The organism is Nitrosopumilus sp. S4 (assembly GCF_054515835.1).
This window is the reverse complement of sequence record NZ_CM137258.1, coordinates 999,231-1,017,229: the sequence shown is the minus strand read 5'-3', so window position 1 is coordinate 1,017,229 and position 17,999 is coordinate 999,231. Positions and strand designations below refer to the sequence as shown.

The 17,999-nt window shown below is 34.8% G+C and carries 25 protein-coding genes; 14 read left to right on the top strand and 11 right to left on the bottom strand.

Features of this window, described 5'->3' with window-relative positions; genetic code table 11:
- Positions 1-186: 186 nt before the first annotated feature.
- Complete coding sequence (locus ACX119_RS05860) at positions 187-780, top strand: adenylate/guanylate cyclase domain-containing protein (RefSeq protein ID WP_459350367.1); 594 nt, start codon at positions 187-189, stop codon at positions 778-780.
- A 119-nt stretch (positions 781-899) separates the two neighbouring features.
- Here the strand turns inward: ACX119_RS05860 and ACX119_RS05855 are convergent, their stop codons facing one another.
- Positions 900-1,871, bottom strand: a complete 972-nt coding sequence (locus ACX119_RS05855; RefSeq protein WP_459350366.1) for a matrixin family metalloprotease — start codon at positions 1,869-1,871, stop codon at positions 900-902.
- A 130-nt stretch (positions 1,872-2,001) separates the two neighbouring features.
- Here ACX119_RS05855 and ACX119_RS05850 point away from each other — a divergent pair, with 130 nt between their 5' ends.
- The gene (locus ACX119_RS05850; RefSeq protein ID WP_459352001.1) at positions 2,002-2,478 is read left to right on the top strand and encodes a tetratricopeptide repeat protein; all 477 of its coding nucleotides are present in this window, start codon (positions 2,002-2,004) and stop codon (positions 2,476-2,478) included.
- Here ACX119_RS05850 and ACX119_RS05845 read toward each other — a convergent pair.
- On the bottom strand, positions 2,465-2,638 hold the full coding sequence (locus ACX119_RS05845; RefSeq protein WP_459350365.1) for a hypothetical protein: 174 nt from the start codon (positions 2,636-2,638) through the stop codon (positions 2,465-2,467). The two genes, ACX119_RS05850 and ACX119_RS05845, sit on opposite strands and share 14 nt — an antisense overlap.
- A gap of 73 nt (positions 2,639-2,711) precedes the next feature.
- Between ACX119_RS05845 and ACX119_RS05840 the strand changes: the two genes are divergently transcribed.
- A complete protein-coding gene (locus tag ACX119_RS05840; protein ID WP_459350364.1) occupies positions 2,712-3,809 on the top strand; it encodes a CofH family radical SAM protein in 1,098 nt (365 codons plus the stop codon).
- On the opposite strand, the gene ACX119_RS05835 is transcribed toward ACX119_RS05840, so the two are convergent.
- From ACX119_RS05835 to ACX119_RS05820, 4 genes are read right to left on the bottom strand one after another with little or no spacing between them, the layout of a single operon-like run.
- Positions 3,806-4,111, bottom strand: a complete 306-nt coding sequence (locus ACX119_RS05835) for an MTH1187 family thiamine-binding protein (protein WP_459350363.1) — start codon at positions 4,109-4,111, stop codon at positions 3,806-3,808. The genes ACX119_RS05840 and ACX119_RS05835 overlap by 4 nt on opposite strands.
- Positions 4,112-4,149: 38 nt before the next feature.
- Positions 4,150-4,431 carry a hypothetical protein gene (locus ACX119_RS05830; protein WP_459350362.1) on the bottom strand — a complete coding sequence of 94 codons (282 nt, stop codon included), beginning with the start codon at positions 4,429-4,431 and terminating at the stop codon, positions 4,150-4,152.
- Between the two features lie 39 nt (positions 4,432-4,470).
- A complete protein-coding gene (locus ACX119_RS05825; RefSeq protein WP_459350361.1) occupies positions 4,471-4,761 on the bottom strand; it encodes a hypothetical protein in 291 nt (96 codons plus the stop codon).
- Positions 4,762-4,788: 27 nt separating this feature from the next.
- Positions 4,789-5,616 (bottom strand): MqnA/MqnD/SBP family protein, encoded by an 828-nt coding sequence (locus ACX119_RS05820; protein ID WP_459350360.1) that lies wholly within the window; start codon positions 5,614-5,616, stop codon positions 4,789-4,791.
- Positions 5,617-5,698: 82 nt separating this feature from the next.
- On the opposite strand from ACX119_RS05820, the gene ACX119_RS05815 reads away from it, so the two are divergent.
- Together ACX119_RS05815 and ACX119_RS05810 are read left to right on the top strand one after the other, a co-directional pair.
- A complete protein-coding gene (locus ACX119_RS05815; protein WP_459350359.1) occupies positions 5,699-6,604 on the top strand; it encodes a sugar isomerase in 906 nt (301 codons plus the stop codon).
- Positions 6,605-6,650: 46 nt separating this feature from the next.
- Positions 6,651-8,843: an elongation factor EF-2 gene (locus ACX119_RS05810; protein WP_459350358.1), complete on the top strand. Its 2,193-nt coding sequence runs from the start codon at positions 6,651-6,653 to the stop codon at positions 8,841-8,843.
- Between the two features lie 27 nt (positions 8,844-8,870).
- Here ACX119_RS05810 and ACX119_RS05805 read toward each other — a convergent pair whose 3' ends face one another.
- Together ACX119_RS05805 and ACX119_RS05800 are read right to left on the bottom strand one after the other, a co-directional pair.
- A complete protein-coding gene (locus ACX119_RS05805) occupies positions 8,871-9,476 on the bottom strand; it encodes a hypothetical protein (protein WP_459350357.1) in 606 nt (201 codons plus the stop codon).
- A gap of 24 nt (positions 9,477-9,500) precedes the next feature.
- Entirely contained in the window at positions 9,501-10,028 is a 528-nt protein-coding gene (locus ACX119_RS05800) for a hypothetical protein (RefSeq protein WP_459350356.1), read from the bottom strand.
- Positions 10,029-10,492: 464 nt separating this feature from the next.
- Between ACX119_RS05800 and ACX119_RS05795 the strand changes: the two genes are divergently transcribed.
- From ACX119_RS05795 to ACX119_RS05780, 4 genes are all read left to right on the top strand, one after another.
- Positions 10,493-10,954 (top strand): SHOCT domain-containing protein, encoded by a 462-nt coding sequence (locus ACX119_RS05795; RefSeq protein WP_459350355.1) that lies wholly within the window; start codon positions 10,493-10,495, stop codon positions 10,952-10,954.
- Positions 10,955-10,960: 6 nt separating this feature from the next.
- The gene (locus tag ACX119_RS05790) at positions 10,961-11,137 is read left to right on the top strand and encodes a hypothetical protein (protein WP_459350354.1); all 177 of its coding nucleotides are present in this window, start codon (positions 10,961-10,963) and stop codon (positions 11,135-11,137) included.
- 44 nt (positions 11,138-11,181) lie between these two features.
- Positions 11,182-11,709, top strand: a complete 528-nt coding sequence (locus ACX119_RS05785) for an SHOCT domain-containing protein (RefSeq protein ID WP_459350353.1) — start codon at positions 11,182-11,184, stop codon at positions 11,707-11,709.
- A 191-nt stretch (positions 11,710-11,900) separates the two neighbouring features.
- Positions 11,901-12,029 (top strand): hypothetical protein, encoded by a 129-nt coding sequence (locus tag ACX119_RS05780; protein WP_459350352.1) that lies wholly within the window; start codon positions 11,901-11,903, stop codon positions 12,027-12,029.
- On the opposite strand, the gene ACX119_RS05775 is transcribed toward ACX119_RS05780, so the two are convergent.
- On the bottom strand, positions 12,020-13,366 hold the full coding sequence (locus ACX119_RS05775; RefSeq protein ID WP_459350351.1) for an RAD55 family ATPase: 1,347 nt from the start codon (positions 13,364-13,366) through the stop codon (positions 12,020-12,022). The genes ACX119_RS05780 and ACX119_RS05775 overlap by 10 nt on opposite strands.
- A 212-nt stretch (positions 13,367-13,578) precedes the next feature.
- Here ACX119_RS05775 and ACX119_RS05770 point away from each other — a divergent pair, with 212 nt between their 5' ends.
- From ACX119_RS05770 to ACX119_RS05755, 4 genes are all read left to right on the top strand, one after another.
- A complete protein-coding gene (locus ACX119_RS05770; RefSeq protein WP_459350350.1) occupies positions 13,579-15,861 on the top strand; it encodes an alkyl sulfatase dimerization domain-containing protein in 2,283 nt (760 codons plus the stop codon).
- Positions 15,862-15,928: 67 nt separating this feature from the next.
- Positions 15,929-16,504 (top strand): hypothetical protein, encoded by a 576-nt coding sequence (locus tag ACX119_RS05765; RefSeq protein WP_459350349.1) that lies wholly within the window; start codon positions 15,929-15,931, stop codon positions 16,502-16,504.
- Positions 16,505-16,550: 46 nt separating this feature from the next.
- Positions 16,551-16,781 carry a hypothetical protein gene (locus ACX119_RS05760; protein WP_459350348.1) on the top strand — a complete coding sequence of 77 codons (231 nt, stop codon included), beginning with the start codon at positions 16,551-16,553 and terminating at the stop codon, positions 16,779-16,781.
- Positions 16,782-16,814: 33 nt separating this feature from the next.
- The gene (locus ACX119_RS05755; RefSeq protein WP_459350347.1) at positions 16,815-17,045 is read left to right on the top strand and encodes a hypothetical protein; all 231 of its coding nucleotides are present in this window, start codon (positions 16,815-16,817) and stop codon (positions 17,043-17,045) included.
- A 2-nt stretch (positions 17,046-17,047) separates the two neighbouring features.
- On the opposite strand, the gene ACX119_RS05750 is transcribed toward ACX119_RS05755, so the two are convergent.
- Positions 17,048-17,473, bottom strand: a complete 426-nt coding sequence (locus ACX119_RS05750; RefSeq protein WP_459350346.1) for a hypothetical protein — start codon at positions 17,471-17,473, stop codon at positions 17,048-17,050.
- A 102-nt stretch (positions 17,474-17,575) separates the two neighbouring features.
- On the opposite strand from ACX119_RS05750, the gene ACX119_RS05745 reads away from it, so the two are divergent.
- Positions 17,576-17,767: a hypothetical protein gene (locus ACX119_RS05745; RefSeq protein ID WP_459350345.1), complete on the top strand. Its 192-nt coding sequence runs from the start codon at positions 17,576-17,578 to the stop codon at positions 17,765-17,767.
- On the opposite strand, the gene ACX119_RS05740 is transcribed toward ACX119_RS05745, so the two are convergent.
- On the bottom strand, positions 17,764-17,988 hold the full coding sequence (locus ACX119_RS05740) for a hypothetical protein (RefSeq protein ID WP_459350344.1): 225 nt from the start codon (positions 17,986-17,988) through the stop codon (positions 17,764-17,766). The two genes, ACX119_RS05745 and ACX119_RS05740, sit on opposite strands and share 4 nt — an antisense overlap.
- Positions 17,989-17,999 lie beyond the last annotated feature (11 nt).

Here is a 17,999-nt window from a genome sequence, read left to right as displayed (position 1 = left end):
AAGTATTTCGTTTTTAATTGATGTTATCTGATTCCTACTGTTATATCATGCAATGTTTTTAGAGAACTGCCCACTGATCCTTTAGACGTATCTCCAGATCCGATATCTTCAGACACATTCCAACAACACCTTCCACCAGTTCCTCTTGATACTTTACCAGAACAACTTCCACCTGAATTTCTAACAATGAAAGTTCAAGATTATATGGTGGCATTCTCAGGTCAGACAAAATCGTACTGTGTAGGAATTGTTGACATGGTTGATTCCACAAAAATTTCATCAAAATTATCCATTGCAAAGACTTCGAAATATTACGAAATTTTTCTTAATACAATGGCACGTGTGTTAAATCGATTTGGTGGAATGATAATAAAAAATATTGGTGATTCTCTTTTGTTTTATTTTCCAGAGTCTTCAAAAGGACGAAAGTATGGATTTATGACATGTCTTGAAGGTTGTCTTGCTATGATTGACTCTCATGATTTTGTTTGTATGTGTGCAACACGTGAAAATCTTCCACCAATTAATTATAGAATAAGCTGTGATTATGGACAAATTATGATGATGAGTAATAATGGTTCCAATTCCCCTGATATGGTGGGACCTCCCTTGAATATTTGTTCAAAAATTAACCATTTTGCATTTAGTAATGAATTAGTCATTGGTGGAGATCTATATGAAATGGTAAAAAAATTATCAGACTATGCTTTTTCATTAGCAGGTAGTTATGATACGGAATTAAAATTCAGTTATCCTGTATACAAGACGACAAGGCGATGATTTGAATGGATTTAGATTTTATTCTGGTTGAAAGAATGCCAAAGTCAGGATATGATTGGTAGTAGTTTTTGAGTTTGCTAATATGTTTTATTATCTGAATCGGATGGTGAATCATTTTGTTATATTGGAATGGAGATAATTCCTTTCTGAATTAAAAATTCCAGTCCTGCAACAAACGTCTCATTATCAATAGCGCCTTCTGCCCACCATCCTGCATTGTTTTTAATCCATTGTGGAATTGGTTGTATTCCTGTTGTATCTTTTTGAGTTTCAGGAATTATGATTATTTTATTTTCAATCAAGTACTCTATCCCCTGAATGAATGTGGCATCATCTATTTGCCCATATGACCACCATGCAGCAGTGTTGCGAATCCAATCAGGAATTATTGGTATGCTTTTTGGATTTTCTAATTCTATAATTTCAGATTCAGGAGATTTTTTTTGAAAATAAAATCCATTCGGATACATATCAATGACATTTTTTACATCTCCAGTAGTTATTTTGCCCTTGTAGCTAATCAATTCAAAAGTTGGATGCATCAGTGATGTATTGATATTCACATGACCCAACCCAAGTGCATGTCCAAACTCATGGCGAAATATAGAACCAAACTCTTCAGTGGTAGCAAGATCAATTGGACTTCTACAAATTCCATAATAGATGTACTGTGAGTCTCGATTAATCTCACAAGAATATGGTGTAAAATAATACATGTTGATTACTCCCACCGAATCGATTCTCTGAAAAGTTCCCAGTGTTAGTTTACTGTCCTCGCCCTCAGGCTTGTCTTTGAATTTTATGATAATGTTGCAATTGATATCGTCTTGATAGTCTACAATGTCAATATCCCATTTCCAGTTATCTGCTCTTGGGAGTGGAGATTGTTGCTTTAGCATGTTTACCCATTCAGTAATGCCTGCCTTGATCTCTTTGATGTAGAGTTCTTTTTTTACCTGCGATAGACTCGAGTCTTTTGGAAATGGCTCTAGGCATACCTGGGGCGCAGAAGCTGCATATGCTGTAGTGGAGAGCACTGCAACACCGAGCAGTCCAGCAATAACTATACTGAGAATCATTACAGATTTCATTATGATCAAAAATGCTTGGTTCGTATAGTTATGTTTTGATCCATTGTATGGTTGATTGTTCATTAACTATTGGTGAATCTATATTATTAACGAAATATTATCAGTCACATTGGTTGAGAGATTAGATAAGATGCTTGCCCAAGCTTTTGAATGTGTTGAAGATGGGAATTATGATAAAGCACTCAAGCTATATGATAATGTCCTAAAAGAAGATCCAAAAAATGTCTCAGCACTAATTGACAAGGGTGCAACACTGCAAAACATGGGACGAGTAAAACTTGCTATTCGCTCATATGACAAGGCCCTGTCTGTCAAACCCAATCATCTAGATGCACTGCTTAACAAGGGTGCAGCATTGCACTCTGATGAAAAATACCAAGAGGCAATTGAATGCTATGATGCAGCATTGAAAATTGATAAAAAATGTGCAATGGCGCTTGCTTACAAGGGATTGTCCCTAGGTGAGATGGGAGAATTGCAAAAGGCAATCACTCATTTCAAAAAAGCACTATCAATTGACAAGCACTATGACTTGGCACATATCTCAAAAGAGATTGCCCAGGAATTGCTAAAATCAATTAACAAGAAAAAATCTAAAATACAGTAACGTCGCCAGGTGCAGGCTCTCTTTTGTTCTGTTTCTCATTTTCTTTGAAATAATCACTGTGTGCCAAATTCTGGTGCTCTCGCAGTTTCTCTATGTTTTCAAATCCTTCATGACACAGGTAACATTTTGGCTTGTTCTCATCAACTAGAGGTAGGACCATATCTGAAATTACCGCACGGATACTTATCTCTTGAGAATAGAAGGAATATATCATGATGGGCGATGCATAGTTCATGCTAGAACAACTAGTACGCGAATCCCAGGCCCTAGATCGTGCATTAGCAGGAGAAGAACTATCCTATAACGATGGCATGGAATTGATGGATTATGATAATTTGCATTTACTTGCAGCAGTGGCAGACAATGCTAGAAAAAAACTAGTTGGCGATACTGTGACATTTGCAGCATCATACTACATGAACTACACAAACGTATGTGCTGCTAGCTGCCAGATGTGTGCATTTTACAGAAAAGATGGTGCAGAGGATGCATACACGCTAACTCCACAAGAGATTGAGGGACGGGTTGCAATTGCAAAACAGATGGGTGCAACCGAAGTTCATATCGTTGGAGGATTCCATCCAAAGCTTCCACTGGAATACTATGAGGACATGATGAGGACGATAAAGAAGAGTCATCCACAACTAAACATCAAAGCACTTACTGCAGCTGAGATTTACTATTTATCAAAACTAACAAAAAATTCTACTAAAGAGATCTTGTCTCGTCTCAAAGACGCAGGACTTGATTCGATGCCAGGTGGTGGTGCAGAACTATTCCATCCGGATATTCGTGACAAGATTGTCCGAGGAAAATGCACAGGCCAGCAGTGGCTTGATGTAATTGAAGAAGCACATACTATGGGAATTCAAAGCAATGTTACAATGCTTTATGGCCATATAGAAAAGCCAGAGCACATCATTGATCATCTCATAAAGATTCGAGACCTTCAAAAGAAGACAAATGGTTTTCTGACTTTGATTCCATTAAAGTTCAGTCTTGATAACACAGAGCTAGAGCAAGAGCATCTGGTAAACAATGAGTGCTCATCAGTTTATGATTTGAGAATCATTGCACTATCAAGATTGATGCTTGCAAATGTACTCAATAACATCTCAGTTTACTGGGTTGCATATGGCAAGAAACTAGCTCAGGTTGCACTATCTAATGGCGGCAGTGACTTGGTTGGAACTGCTTTCTCCGAAGAGATTTACCGAGCTGCAGGAAAACCAACTGCATCATCAGTAGAAGAATTGGCAACAATGGTAAAAGAGGTAGGCCGAGTGCCAGCTCAGAGAAATACTCACTTTAAAGTATTAAGAAAATTCTAACTCAGATGTTTCTTTATTGAATCAAGCTTCTCTTCCATTCTGACATGTTTGTCTTGTCTTGAATCGATTTTAATTATCACCTCAACTCTTGCAATACCCAGATTATGAACTGCCTCCATCATCTTTTTTGCAGCAGAGTTTATCGTGTCAATGTTATCTGATTCTAGGATGGTACCCATTGGGTTTATCTCGTATCTGAGATTCTCCATTTCTTGAATTGACTCGATTGCTTTTGCAATGTAGAAACTTGCGCTAGTTGTTTTTGTGGCCATTGGGTAGATGCTGATTTCAGCTTGAATCAATAAAAATTACAAGGCAATTTTGGATTAAAATGTTTTAATTATTCGGCAGGCTTTTTCTCTTCTTTTGTAACACTTTTGCCCTTTTTGCGTCTTGCACCAAAACTAATCAATACGAGCAAGAATCCAACTCCGATTAAAATTCCAGATAATGTGTTATAGTCTTGTATCTCTTGCTGGGCAATCATCAAATCAATTACCTCTTCTTCAGTCATTCCAGATTGTCCTGCAGGCATGTTTGAGCTAACACTTACTGTAAGAACAATTCCTACAATGATCATTGCAAGCCCTCCGCCTAGAATTCTTTTATCGACTAGAACCATTTCACTAGTTGTTATTTTTTATCATATATTAGGTATTTTCTAAAATCCTTCTGGTGGTTTTTGCACAAAGACATTGCAAACTAGTGCATCTGTCTTTGAATCCCTATACTGGACATTACATGAAACAAATTTTCCTTTTAGTGCCCGCTCCAAGTCTTCTTTTGTAGTCTCGCCATACTGTGGTTGCTCCGGATCATCTACTTTGCCAATGATTATCTTTTCTGTTTTACCATAATCGTCTTGGTTGTCTTTTCTTGTATGACTGACTAGTAATTCAAATGCATTATTTGTTAGAATTGCAATTACTGGACCGCCGATACCGTCTCCCATAATCTCTAAATTTTTTTCGTTCTATAATTACTTGGTGGCAATGCTTAGCTCAAATTCTGGAACTAGGTTTTTTTCTTTTGCCATCTGGAATAGTTTTCTAATTGACTCTTCTCCAGGATCTCCCATGTTTACAGTTACATTATTTACATACATTTTGACAAATTTCTCAATCAAATTCCTTGGCTTTCCTCTGGAGTACTGCATTGCATACTCTATTGCATCCTCAAAGTTCTCCAAACCAAACTCAATTGAGGCCTGAAGATACTTGTCAAATTTGCCGATAGTATCCATGCCCAAATCTGTTCTCATGACATTGATTCCAAGCGGTACTGGCAGACCATTAGTTGTCTTGTTCCACCATTCTCCAACATCTAGGATTTTGACATTTCCTTCTTGCTCATAGGATAGCTGGGTCTCATGAATTACTAAACCCACATCGACTTTGCCTGATTTTACAGCTTCTGGGATGTCGCTAAAATTCATCTCTACATAATCGAACTTTCCAATCATTAATTGTAATAGCAAAAATGCAGATGTCATCTTTCCTGGAATTGCAATCTTGCATTTTTTTATCTCATCTATGCTCATCATCTTTTTTGCAGTAACTATTGGACCATAACCAATTCCAAAACTTCCGCCACTTCTAAGAATTGTATATCCTGGAATGTATGCACATGCATGAACTGATACTGCAGTGACATCAAGTTGCGGATCTGTTGCCTTGCGATTTAGTTTCTCAATGTCCTCAATTACATGATTTACCTTAAAGTCCGGTGATGGAACTTTGCCTGTAAACATTCCATAAAACATGAATGCGTCATCTGAATCAGGAGTATGACCTACAGAAATTTCCATATTTTTGCCTAAAATGGTCGTAATAAAAATCAAAACCTATCTGAATAGTTTTTCTAATATATGTCTGAAATAATTTATTGTTATGAATTCAATTGAGGCATATGAAAAAGATATTTTCCTGCAATTAGATTTTCTCAAAAAATTTCAAAAACAAAAACCACTTCCAACAAATCTTCAAAAAAATATTCTCTTTACTGGAAGTGGAGATTCACTTGTATCTGCAATGTTAGCCGAATCATTTTCTGACGGAATGATAAAGGCAATGGATCCTCTGGATCTTTTCAAAAATAAACACCTGGTAAAATCAAAGCATGTCTACTTTGTATCAATTTCTGGAAATACCATTACCAATATCAAAGTGGCAAAGGTTGCAAAAAAATCCACTGCAATAACTGCCCAGCCTAAAAGCAGGCTTGCAAAAGCCTCAGATAAAGTAATTCAACTTGCATCTCCTAATAGCGGAATATTTACTGCTGGCAGCATCTCATTTTTAGATAGTGCCCTTACATGTATCTCGCTTGTAAGAAAAATAAAAATTCCTAAAATCAATACAATATTTTCGCAGGCAAAGTCTGATGCTGCAAAACTAAAAATCTCAAAGCTACTATTCATCCTTGGAAACTATGAGACATTCCCACTTGCAATGTACTGTGCTGCAAAGTTTTACGAGATTCTAGGATATGATGCACACTATTGCAGAATTGAGCAGTTCTCTCATATGGAGTTATTTTCTGCAAACAAAGGTAACACTGTAATTATCTTTGAGGAAAAAAACCCTCACTCTGAGCAACTCACATCTAGTCTGAAAAAAATTGGAATGAATGTGATTCATCCCGAGATTCCAAAAGAGAAGATCTCCCAAACTCTTTACTGTATCTTCTTTTCTCAATTTCTAACACTCTTTGAGGCCAAAAGGAAAAAGAAGAGGGACTGTCATTTTGTTACGTCAAAAAAGATTCGCAATGTTAGCAACCAAATGATCTACTAGAATTGCAAGGCTAAGGTTTAATAGCTGAATACTTGGGTTTGCGAATATGGTAAAATTCAAGTCAACTGGTGAGGTTCTTAAAATTATCAAGAACAAAGAACAGATTAGAAACTTTGGTGTTATTGCTCATGTTGACCATGGAAAAACTACTATGAGTGACAGCCTTTTGGCAAACTCTGGAATCATTGCACCATCAGCAGCTGGAAAAGCATTGGCAATGGATTTTGATAAAGAAGAGCAGCAAAGAGGAATTACAATTTACCAAGCAAACGTAACATTACACTTTACACAAAAAGGCAAAGAATACGTCATTAACATGATCGATACTCCAGGTCACGTAGATTTCAGTGGAAGGGTTATTCGTTCACTGAGGGCAATTGATGGCGCAGTAGTAGTTTGTGATGCAGTTGAGGGAATCATGACTCAAACTGAGACTGTAACTAGAATGGCCTTAGAAGAGAGAGTAAAACCAGTATTGTTTATCAACAAAGTAGACAGACTCATCAAAGAACTCAGATTAACTCCTGAGAAGATGCAACAGCAACTTGCAGAAGTTGTATCAAACTTTAACCAACTAGTTGACACATACGCCGAACCTGAATACAAAGAAAAGTGGAAAGTATCAATTCAGGATGCAAGTGTGACATTTGGTTCTGCCAAAGACAAATGGGCAATTAACATAGATGTCATGAAAGACAAAGGAATCACATTCAAAGATGTTATTGATGCATATACCAATGAAAAAGTAGATGACTTGGTAGCAAAGGCACCATTAGCAGAAGCTGTTTTGGGAATGGTAGTCAAACATCATCCGGCACCACATGAAGCAGTAAAGTACAGAATTCCACAAATCTGGAAAGGCGATTTAGAATCTGATGTTGGAAAGGCATTACTAGCTTGTAGTGATGATGGGCCAACAATTATGATGATAGTTAACATGGTTTTAGATCCTGCAGCTGGTCCTGTTGCAATTGGAAGATTATTCTCTGGAACCATTAAAGACGGTCAAACCATTAACATTATTGATTCAAAAAGAGAGGGAAGAGTTCAATCAGTTAATTTCTTTATGGGAAACCAGAGAGAACAAGTTGCAGAACTTGGTGCTGGTAACATTCCTGCATTGTTGGGACTCACAGAAGCTCGAGCAGGAAACACATTGTCTTCTGTTAAAGGAATTCCAATGTTTGAAGGAGTCAAGTATGTTTCTGAACCTGTCGTTCAAATTGCAATAGAACCAAAACATCCTAAAGATTTGCCTAAACTAGTAGAAATTCTCAAACAGTTAACCATTGAGGATCCAAACCTTATTGTAAAAATTGACGAGGAAAGTGGAGAAACCATTGTTGCTGGAATGGGTGTGTTGCACTTGGATGTTGCAACTCATAGAATCCAAGATGCAAAATGTGAAATTGTCACTTCAGAACCATTAATCAATTACAGAGAAACTGTCAAAGGTGGTTGTGAGCCAATCATGGCAAAATCACCAAACAGACACAACAAGATTTTCATGAAGGTCGAACCTTTAGAGCCAAAAATTGCCAACATGCTAAGAACTGGTGAGATCAGTGACATGAAAGACAAGAAGGTAGTAGCCGATTTACTCAAAGAGGCTGGCTGGGATACTGATACAATTAAGAGAGTTATGAAATTTGATTCACGAGGAAATGTTTTGATTAATGGAACAAAGGGTGTTCAATTTGTCCAAGAATCAACTGATTCTATTAATTCTGGATTTGAAGAAGTGATGAAAGAAGGACCTCTATGTAAAGAGCAGATGAGGGATTGCAAGTTTATCTTTACTCACTTTGTTCCACACGAGGATACTGCTCACAGAGGCCTATCCCAATTGGGTCCTGCAGCTCGTAGAGCATGTATGGGAGCATTACTCACTGCTGGAACTGCAGTTTTAGAGCCAACACTTGCAATTGAGGTTCGTGTCCCAACTGATTTAGTTGGAAACGTTGCAACAGTTCTTTCTGGTAAACGTGGTAAGGTACTTGACATGCAGCAAAAAGGTGCATCAAGTATTATTATTGGCGAAATTCCAGCTTCTGAGACATTTACTTTGTCTGAGGAGATGAGGGGACAAACAGCAGGACGTGCAACATGGAATACATCCTTTAAGGCATGGACTGAAGTTCCAAAATCAATGTTGGCTGCTGCAGTAGCTGATATTAGAAAGAGAAAGGGATTAGCTCCAGAACCACCAAGTGTTTCAGAATTTATTGATAAAGAATAAAAATAGAATATCTTTCAATTGGTCAAATTATGCGATTGAAAAGTTGTCACTAATTAACAGAGTAATTCGAACATCGTCAAACCAAACTGACATTTCTGTATGGTTTGGTACTGGTTTTACTTGCTTCTCCCAAATCACTTCACCGTCAGAATTAGTTTTAACATCAAAAGGTTCAACGTTTGGGTATTTCCCGCCCCATGAAGTAAATGGAGTATATCCATTTGATACAAATACCGTGTAGGTTTTATCGGGTTCAAGTCCGCTCATCTCACCATGTAATATTACAAGGTTGTTAGCCAAACTAACTTTTAATTTTGATTTCTGATCAGAGTTTGGTATGTCTTTTGATCCTGCTGGAGGTACAGGCATCACTGCACCAGAAAGATACCATTTTACTTCTTTTGTACATGGAATCTCTGACATATGTTCACCATCATTTTTACAGGATATTGATTGTATCTCTATTATCAATTCTGAATCTGATTTATCTATTGATTCTGTATGAATAATTGAATTTTCTGACTTGTCTATCCCTTCAAATTTAATCTCAGTATTTGGAGACAAACTAATTACAGTAGCAAAAATTACAATTACTGGAATCACAATTAATAAACCAAGAATTAAAGACCTCATGAAAGAATGGTAAAAAATACACCCTTAAAATTTTTGACAGATTTCATTTAAACTATTTTTCAATTCTTCCACATTGTTAATTTCTTTATCTTTGATTTTTAGTTTACAATCCTTACTTAGAATTTTTCTTTGGAACCATTCACTTGCTTTATCCAAGCTTGCCTCGCTCAATATTTTTTTTGAACCAAAGAGAACATAATTGTACTCTGAGTATTCTGATTCTTTATTTGGATTAAAAAATTGGTTTTTACCATGAAGTAGGGTTAATCCTTTGATGATCATCGTATTCTGATTTACCACTCTTGTGTTTTTTAGGCCTGGAACTTCAAGAAGTAGTGGTGCCTTGAGTGTTTCACCTAATCCAAATACATCGATTTCAAAATCTCTAATTTGTCCTTTAACTGAAATAACTATTGGAATTGCAAAATTGTCTTTTTCTGACCTTTTATTTCCCTCTTTGAACTTGTTGAGAAACGATATGGTACTGAATTTTAACTCAAGCATTACTTCTTGCATGGTGTCTCGATATTCTTTTCCTATATCTTCTACCATCAATTCCCTTCTAACATCCCCATTATCTTATTTTCTGAAATTGTATTAAAAATAATGGAATAATTCATCCTATTGAATTTCCAATTTGGCACTAATAATGGGGATTATTTTTCAAATAAAAGATCGATTTAATTCAATTTATTATGACAACTGCATTTGCAAACAGTGCTTTGACATTTACTACATCTATCTAACATGCAGTAAAAATTTAATTTTGAAATATCGGGGATTTTGCGATAATCACTTTGGCTCCAATCTCTTTCTAACTTTTCATAAATGCTATCCTCAAAACTCATACTGATTTAGATTGTAATTATTGATATTTAGTCTCTAATTGAAAATCTTACTAGTGCCAATCTTATGGATAAAATTATTCTACTTCTTAACACAATCTTTGATACCATAACCTGTGATTTTCTCCATGATAGTTTAAAAGGGAAGGAAATTCTAATGGTTGTTAGTAAATGCAAAATAATGATAAAGAACCTGTTGAAATTTCTGGCGCAAAGAAAAAACAAAGCAAAATCGTTAGTGATGTCACCAAAAATTATGATCAAACTTTAGAAATTGGTAAACAACTTGGTAAAGAATCTCTAGATAAAATAACTGAAGTCACTTCATCTGGAACAAATTACATAAAGTCAAGACCTTACTGGAAATCAATTAAAGACAACTCTTCAAAAATATTGGAAAAAGGCCTGAATTCAAGAACCTCCTTAAAGAAGAAGAGCCCTAAATTTTACAAAAAAATAAGCAATGGTTTTTTTAATTTCTTTGAACTATTTGTGGGCAGGATTAAACTTGGAACTCAATATGGTGCTTCCAGTCTTGATATTTTAGAACGATTGGCAAAATTAAAAGAGCTTGGAATTTTAACTGATGAAGAATTCCTAAAGCAAAAGAAAAAGATCTTAGATAGGATATAAGAAAACTTGTCAAAAAATCTTACCATTACAATTTTGGCACTGATAATCTCTATTTTGGTGGGAGTAGTTATTGTCTCCAATTACGACTTGTTCACTCAAGAGTGGTCAATTGGATTGGTAATTGTAATTGCAGGACTGGCAGGGATGGGGCTGCTGATTTATTTTAAAGTTATTAGAAAATAGCAAATAGTATAATCCTTTTATTGAAAACATATCTTCAATAGGATATGGAGATAAAGTCTGAAAAATCAATTAAAGAATATCTGACAAAATTACCTGATGATACGATAATCAAATATTATCTTGATGTTGAATATAGCCCATTTCCAGTACTACTCATTGAAGAATACACTAGACGATTCAAAAGAAAGACCAAAAGTCAGCTAATCAAAGATCTAAAATTCCAAGCACATCTTGCTAGAAAGAAGACTAGGGAGATAGGCAATATGGCTAGAAGAAAAAAATTCATCGATGATGTAACAAAAGAAAAAACTGATGAAATGATTCATCAGGCAAAGAAAAAGGGCTATGTTATTAGTGAAAAATTATCTAGACAAAGTACAGCAATTGGTTCTAAATTAAAAAAGAAGACAAAATCTGGAATAAAAAGCAGCATAAAGGCTAGTCAAAAACTAAAAACTCCTACAAAAGCAAAACTGGGATTGCTTGAAAAACTTAGTGAATTGCACAAGAGTGGAATAATCACCAAAAAAGAATTCGAAGAAAAAAAGAAAAAGATACTCTCTACAATATAAAATTCCTGGGAATTTGATGATTACTCACCAAACCCCATGAAATGTGTTAGGTAATTTCACTGACAAAATTTGTATTTAATCCCGATGGATGATTTCTACGTAAATGTATGGTGGGAACTTTAATTTCTAGAGCCTAATAATCGTCAAAGTACTTATTTCTTAGAACTGCTATTATACATTGAATTCATTTGGTGAAAAACTATTGGGAAAAAAAATTCAAAAAAGAACTTGTTGAAGAAGAAGAAAGACTAAAGCAAGAGGTTGCCCAGGCAGTTAGAAAAAAATTAGATGAAATTAAGGATTCTGAATCTCAATCATAGATGTAAAGGCCGTCATTTCCCAATTCTAATGGGTGAACTTTTTCACTATGCTCAATTCCTCGAAGTTTTATAATTTTGATTGTTCGCTTCATTGCATTATCTACAATTTTGTTATCTAATTGGATAATTCCTGATGTGACAAACCACTCTGATGGAATTTGGTTACTTTCAGAAAACTCTGAAATTAAAAGTGATGTTCCATCAATATTCTCCAACGACTGAATCATTCCTTGCAGTCCCTGTCTCATGTAAAATTTATCTGAATACTGCATTCCCAGTATGGAAATCGAGTCAATCACTATTCTTTTTGCTTTGATTTTTTTAACGCTGTTTAAGATAAATGTAGTCAGGTGTTCAAATGGTATCTGTTCGCCGCGATAAAGTGAATCATCTTTTCCGATTATCTCGTCCTTGATTTTAAATGGTCTCAAGTCAATCATCAATATTTTTTCTTTTGAAATTAAATCTTCAACATCCCATCCAAATGACTTGCAGTCTTTCTTAATCTCATCAATGCTTTGTGACATTGAGATGTACACTCCTGGCTCGTCGTATTCTTTTGCACCTGCATAAATAAATTGAAGCCCAAAAGTTGTCTTTCCACTTCCGGGTGGACCAGAAACTACGACGGAGCTATTCTTCTTTAGTCCTGCTGATAATGCTGAATCAAATCCTGGAATTCCAACTTTGACAATTGATGATTTTTTTGCTTTTTTGGGAAAAATCTTTGATTTGAAAATCACTAGATACAAACCAGTTCCCACAACTGCCACTGATGAGGAAAAGATTTCTCCACCTAGCAAATATGTAGAGCCAACCAGTGATGCTAGAAGGCCTCCAGAATATGCCATCTGTGCATTAGTTGTCTTTGATTCAATTCTAACTGCCTGCTTTATGATTTTAGGTGCAATTTCTATCTCAGGTGCAATCTGTGATTTTTCTATAGTTTTGACTATTGGTTTTGGACTGACACGTTTTGGTTCAAATACAACTTTTTGAGAGACTTCTGATTTGACAATTGGGATTTTCTCAAAGCATCTGTCGTGAAACCAAAAATTATTTTTCCTAATTGATTTCTCATCGAGTTGAATGTTCAAATCACATTGATAGCACTTTATCAAGTCTTCAGAAGAAATATTCTCTTCGATTTTCTTTGGTTGAGTAGGAATTTCCTCTGGCCGGCATGATTTTACCATTCGTTCGACATAAAGCTGATCAGATTTTGGTAGTTCGGCATTTTTCTTTAATTTTTCAATGACATATATCGTTCTTCCATAGTCTCCAAAGTCCCTTTTTAGACTCTCACTTAACTTTGAGATGATCTCTTCTTTCTCCAATTGATTTTTTCTTGGTTATTTTCAAGTAATTGTTTACGTATAAGCAAAATTCTCTTATGAGTCAAATTATTGCACGATCAAAATAGACAATTTCATGGAAAAATGATCTATTAATCTTCACCAAAGAATTTACTGATGTTAATTTCCTTTTGGAAATAATATGTAAACTATGAAATTTCATATTGAATATTACTAAATTTCTAATAATTTCCTTGGTTTTTGCGATACTTCTAGTTGGATTTACTCCCTTATCTTATTCATCAGAGGAATCCGAAGCAAGAGAAGATATCCAAGCAGGATGCCGTGATGGAAATACTCTAGTTTTCAGATATGCCTACAAGGATTATGTATGTGTAAGTCCTGATACTGCAAAGAGATGGGCTGAGTTAGGTTTAGCTGAAATTTATCAAGAATTCACTCCTGAAAAACAAGAAAAAAAACCCGTACCACTAAAACCTCAATTTAATGAACAGCCTGCTACACCTCCACCAAAGAAGACTACAAGTTCTGCAAGTGATGATTCTGAATGCCGTGATGGATATTCCCTAGTATTTCGATTTGTTCACGGTGATACATTTTGTACTAGTCCCTCAACTGCTGCATCCTGGGAAAGATTAGGACTAGCGGAAATTTTAGTAAAAGCAAATGAACCTAAACAAATTGAATCTACCTCAAAAGTTTTACCAGAAAAAGAAATGATAAAAGAAGATGATGAAACAGAAAATGAAATTGATGAAATAGAAAATGAAATTAAAGAAAAAATAATCCCCACACAAAAATCTCCAATAAATCAATCTTTAATTCCTGTCTTACCTGATTATCCTTCCCAACCAACAATTCATCCTGAAATTGAAGCATCTAACAGTTTTTGGAATCCTCCTGAGATTCATCAGGTTAATGATCGAATTTGGGTTGCTGTAGGATTTGATTCTGCAAATAGTATAATGATTGAAGGGGAAAAAGGAATCCTCATAGTTGATACTTTAAGCTCATATGAAGCAGCCAAGAATGTTCTAAGTGAATTTAGAAAAATTACTGATAAACCAGTAAAAACAATTATTCTTACACATGGGCATTTAGATCATGTACAAGGCACAAAAGCATTTTTGGAATCAGGTGACGGTAATGTGGAAATCATTGCACATGAAACTATGCTTGATCTTTATCTGAATGAAAATGGTATTCTTGGACCAATTAATGAAAAACGAAGTGCATATGCCACAGGGTTATTCTTACCTGATTCTGGAAGTGATAAAGCGAATTTAGGGGTTTTTCCACCAATGATTCCTGGGACTAACGGCTTTGTATCTCCAACACATACATTTTCAAAAACTTTTTCCCTTGATATTTCAGGAGTGAAAATGGAATTAATTCATGCGGGAGGTGAATCTCCTGATCAAATTTTTGTTTGGTTGCCTGAAGATGACACTTTACTAACCGGTGATAATCTTTATGATGTTTTTCCAAACATCTATTCCATTAAAGGCACGCCATATAGGGATCCGTTAGATTACATCGCTGCTTATGATCAGGCTTTATTACTAGAACCTGAATATTTAGTCCCCTCTCACTCTAAACCTATTCTGGGAAGTTACAATGTGAATTTAGTTTTGATTACTACAAGAGATGCTATTCAATTCATCCATGATCAAACTATTCGAGGAATTAATGATGGCTATTCTGTAGATGAATTATCTAGAATGATTGTTTTGCCTGAATGGCTTGAGAATAGGCCTTGGCTTACACAAGTAAGAAGTGAAATACCATGGCATGTCAAACAAATCTATTATGGAACTGTTGGTTGGTATGAAGGGGATCCGGCATCTCTTATTACAATTTCATCAATGGATAGAGCTGAAAAAATTACTAATGCCTTTGGTGGCATAGAGGACACTATTGAAGAAATCTATGATTCCATAGAAAATGAAGAGTACTATTGGGCAGCTGAATTATCTTCACATGTATTAGAAATTGATCCAGAAAATACTGAAGCAAAATCTCTAAAGGCATATGCATTACGAGTAATTGGACAACAGATGATTTCTGCAGATGGTAGAAACTGGGCATTGACAAGTGCATTAGAACTTGAGGGAAAAATTGATGTCACTTCTGCTTTATCAGAAAATTCTAGTTATGATGCTTTATCTAATATTCCGTTAAATAATTTGTTACAAATATTGCCAACTAGGGTTAATCCTGCTGAAATTGATGATGATGTTTATGTGATTCATGCAATTCATTCTGATGATGAACAAGAGTTTACATTGTATTTTAGAAATGGAGTGTTGTTGATCTTTGATGAACTAATCTCTGATGCTGATAATTCATTGACTCTTAGTTCTGATATGCATAGAAAATTAGTTTCTGGAAATCTGGATTTATCTGATGGGATTAAATCTGGACAAATTTCTATTACCGGCAATCCTGATGAATTAAAACGATGGATGTCCTCAATAGGGCCTATATCATTTAGTTCTACTGGATTGAGGGATTAAATGTCTCATTATTATGATGAATAATCTTTTATAGATGACCCACCTAATATAGGTCGACCTAGTAATAATGAGTCAATTTGAGCCTCGTAAAAACCAGCATGAGCGTGAAAGAATTCTTTTGCAGAGTATAGAGGATAATCCTAATTTGCATCATAATTCTCTCGTAAAAAAAATAGTTCCGGAATTTATGGCCAAAACAACTTTTGAGAAAACAAGAGATTCTCTGCTTGAAAAAGAGATAATTTTTGTAGAGAAAAAGGGTAACAGAAATTTTTACCGTCCAACTGAAAATTATGAATTAAAGTCTCAGCAGCACATAGAACGTAATACCAATAACACATTTCATGATTTGAAGATGAAAATTAAAAACATCGATACTGATTTTCCACATAAGGATATTGATGAGAAAATATCATTTGCTTCTTCATTGTTGCGTGATTTAGTTCTGACTGATAATGGATTTACTATTTTAGATTCAGCCAAAAATCCTAATAGAACACTATATCGCGATGAACACCTCACTATTCAACAATTGATATCGCAGATTTTTGAAGCAATTCGAAAGGATAAAGATTCCAAGATCTTATTTCCAGCAATTTTAAGTTATGTGGGGATAATCATGCCAAAATTGGCATCAGATTAAGAGTAAATTATCTAGTTATTTATTCGGGCTAATATTGTCACTAATCATGGGATTGCTCTATACCAAATTTTATATGGATTTTGATAATGATGAATGGAAACAAATTTCAAATGATCCTATAGTGTTTCAAACACTAAAAGAAAATGTTTCAATAGATATTGAAGATATCTCCCATAAATCATACAAACTAATTTTCAAAGAGGGTGGAAAAATTAACATGTTTAGGGTTACTGGAAAATTTCGACTTACTTGGAATGATGATGATATACTAAAGTAAACAAAATAATACTGGAAAAATTATTTTTAAATCATGTCAATAGAGTCACAAATAAAAGACATTCTTGATGATTTTGGTAGTTCGTCACCTGAACAAATCTTTGCGGTTTTAACTGAAATCATTCCTAAATTTAGGAGTAATTTGACCTCAGAGTATCTGTTAGAAAAAATTAAAAAAATCCAATCAATTGATGATGATGCTGAAAAAAAGAAACAATGCAAAACACTACTACCTTATTTTGATTGGTATGTTCAGGGATTGTAATACTAGTCTGAATATTGTTTGATTTTGATTAATGCATTTTTAATTAAATCTAGTTGATTCTGTGATTTGCTCATGTCTCCTACTAGTTTTACAAAATACTCGTGTCCTGTATCTTGCGCCTTGTGAATATCTGCATCATAACAAGACAGAGCTTTTTCTAAAAATGGAATTTCATCTTCTAATTGACGTACTGATTCTATACTGTGCAAACTCTCTTGAATTTTTTTAATTACTTCATTAATTTTTGGAATAGTTTTCATCGCTTGAGAATTTAACACTGATGCAAACATTGCAGCCGAATCTTTTAGCTCTGGACTATTTCCAAGTGTTTTTAATCTATTTTTATAGTGGTTTAATGATTTTAGAATAATTTCATATCCTCCTTCATCCTTAAGAAAAATTGCCCCCAACCAAACTCTATTGCTCATTTCTAACACTAGTTTGTGCTATTATTATAATTTAAATTCTAAACTTACCACTAGTATAATTTCTTCTTGTTGCTAATATATTAGAAAAACAAATAGGAATTAATGAAATTAAAAAATGAATTTGGAATGAAGAGTTTACTTGCAAGTTGTCCTAATTGTAGTATCGCATCACTTTATTGTGGAATGATACCAACTGAGATCAAATCTCTTGCTAACAAAGAGGTGTTATTTTGCAAGAGTTGCAAGTTTGTTATTCCTGTGGATGAATACAAAAATTTACTATTGTCTGTTTAAACATCAAAGTTTTCTTTTACTGCAGGCTCGTTTCGATTAATTAGATATATCAGAATTCCGGCCAAAGTGACCCCCATCCCACTAAATCCAATAAATGTTCCCATGTTTTTAATAAATCGTAAAAGATGGTCTTTTTGTCCTAGTTCTATGGAGTAATACAAAATTAAGCCTGTGACAAACATTACAACACCTACTGAAATAATTATCGTGCCCATTTTCATGATTGGGGTTT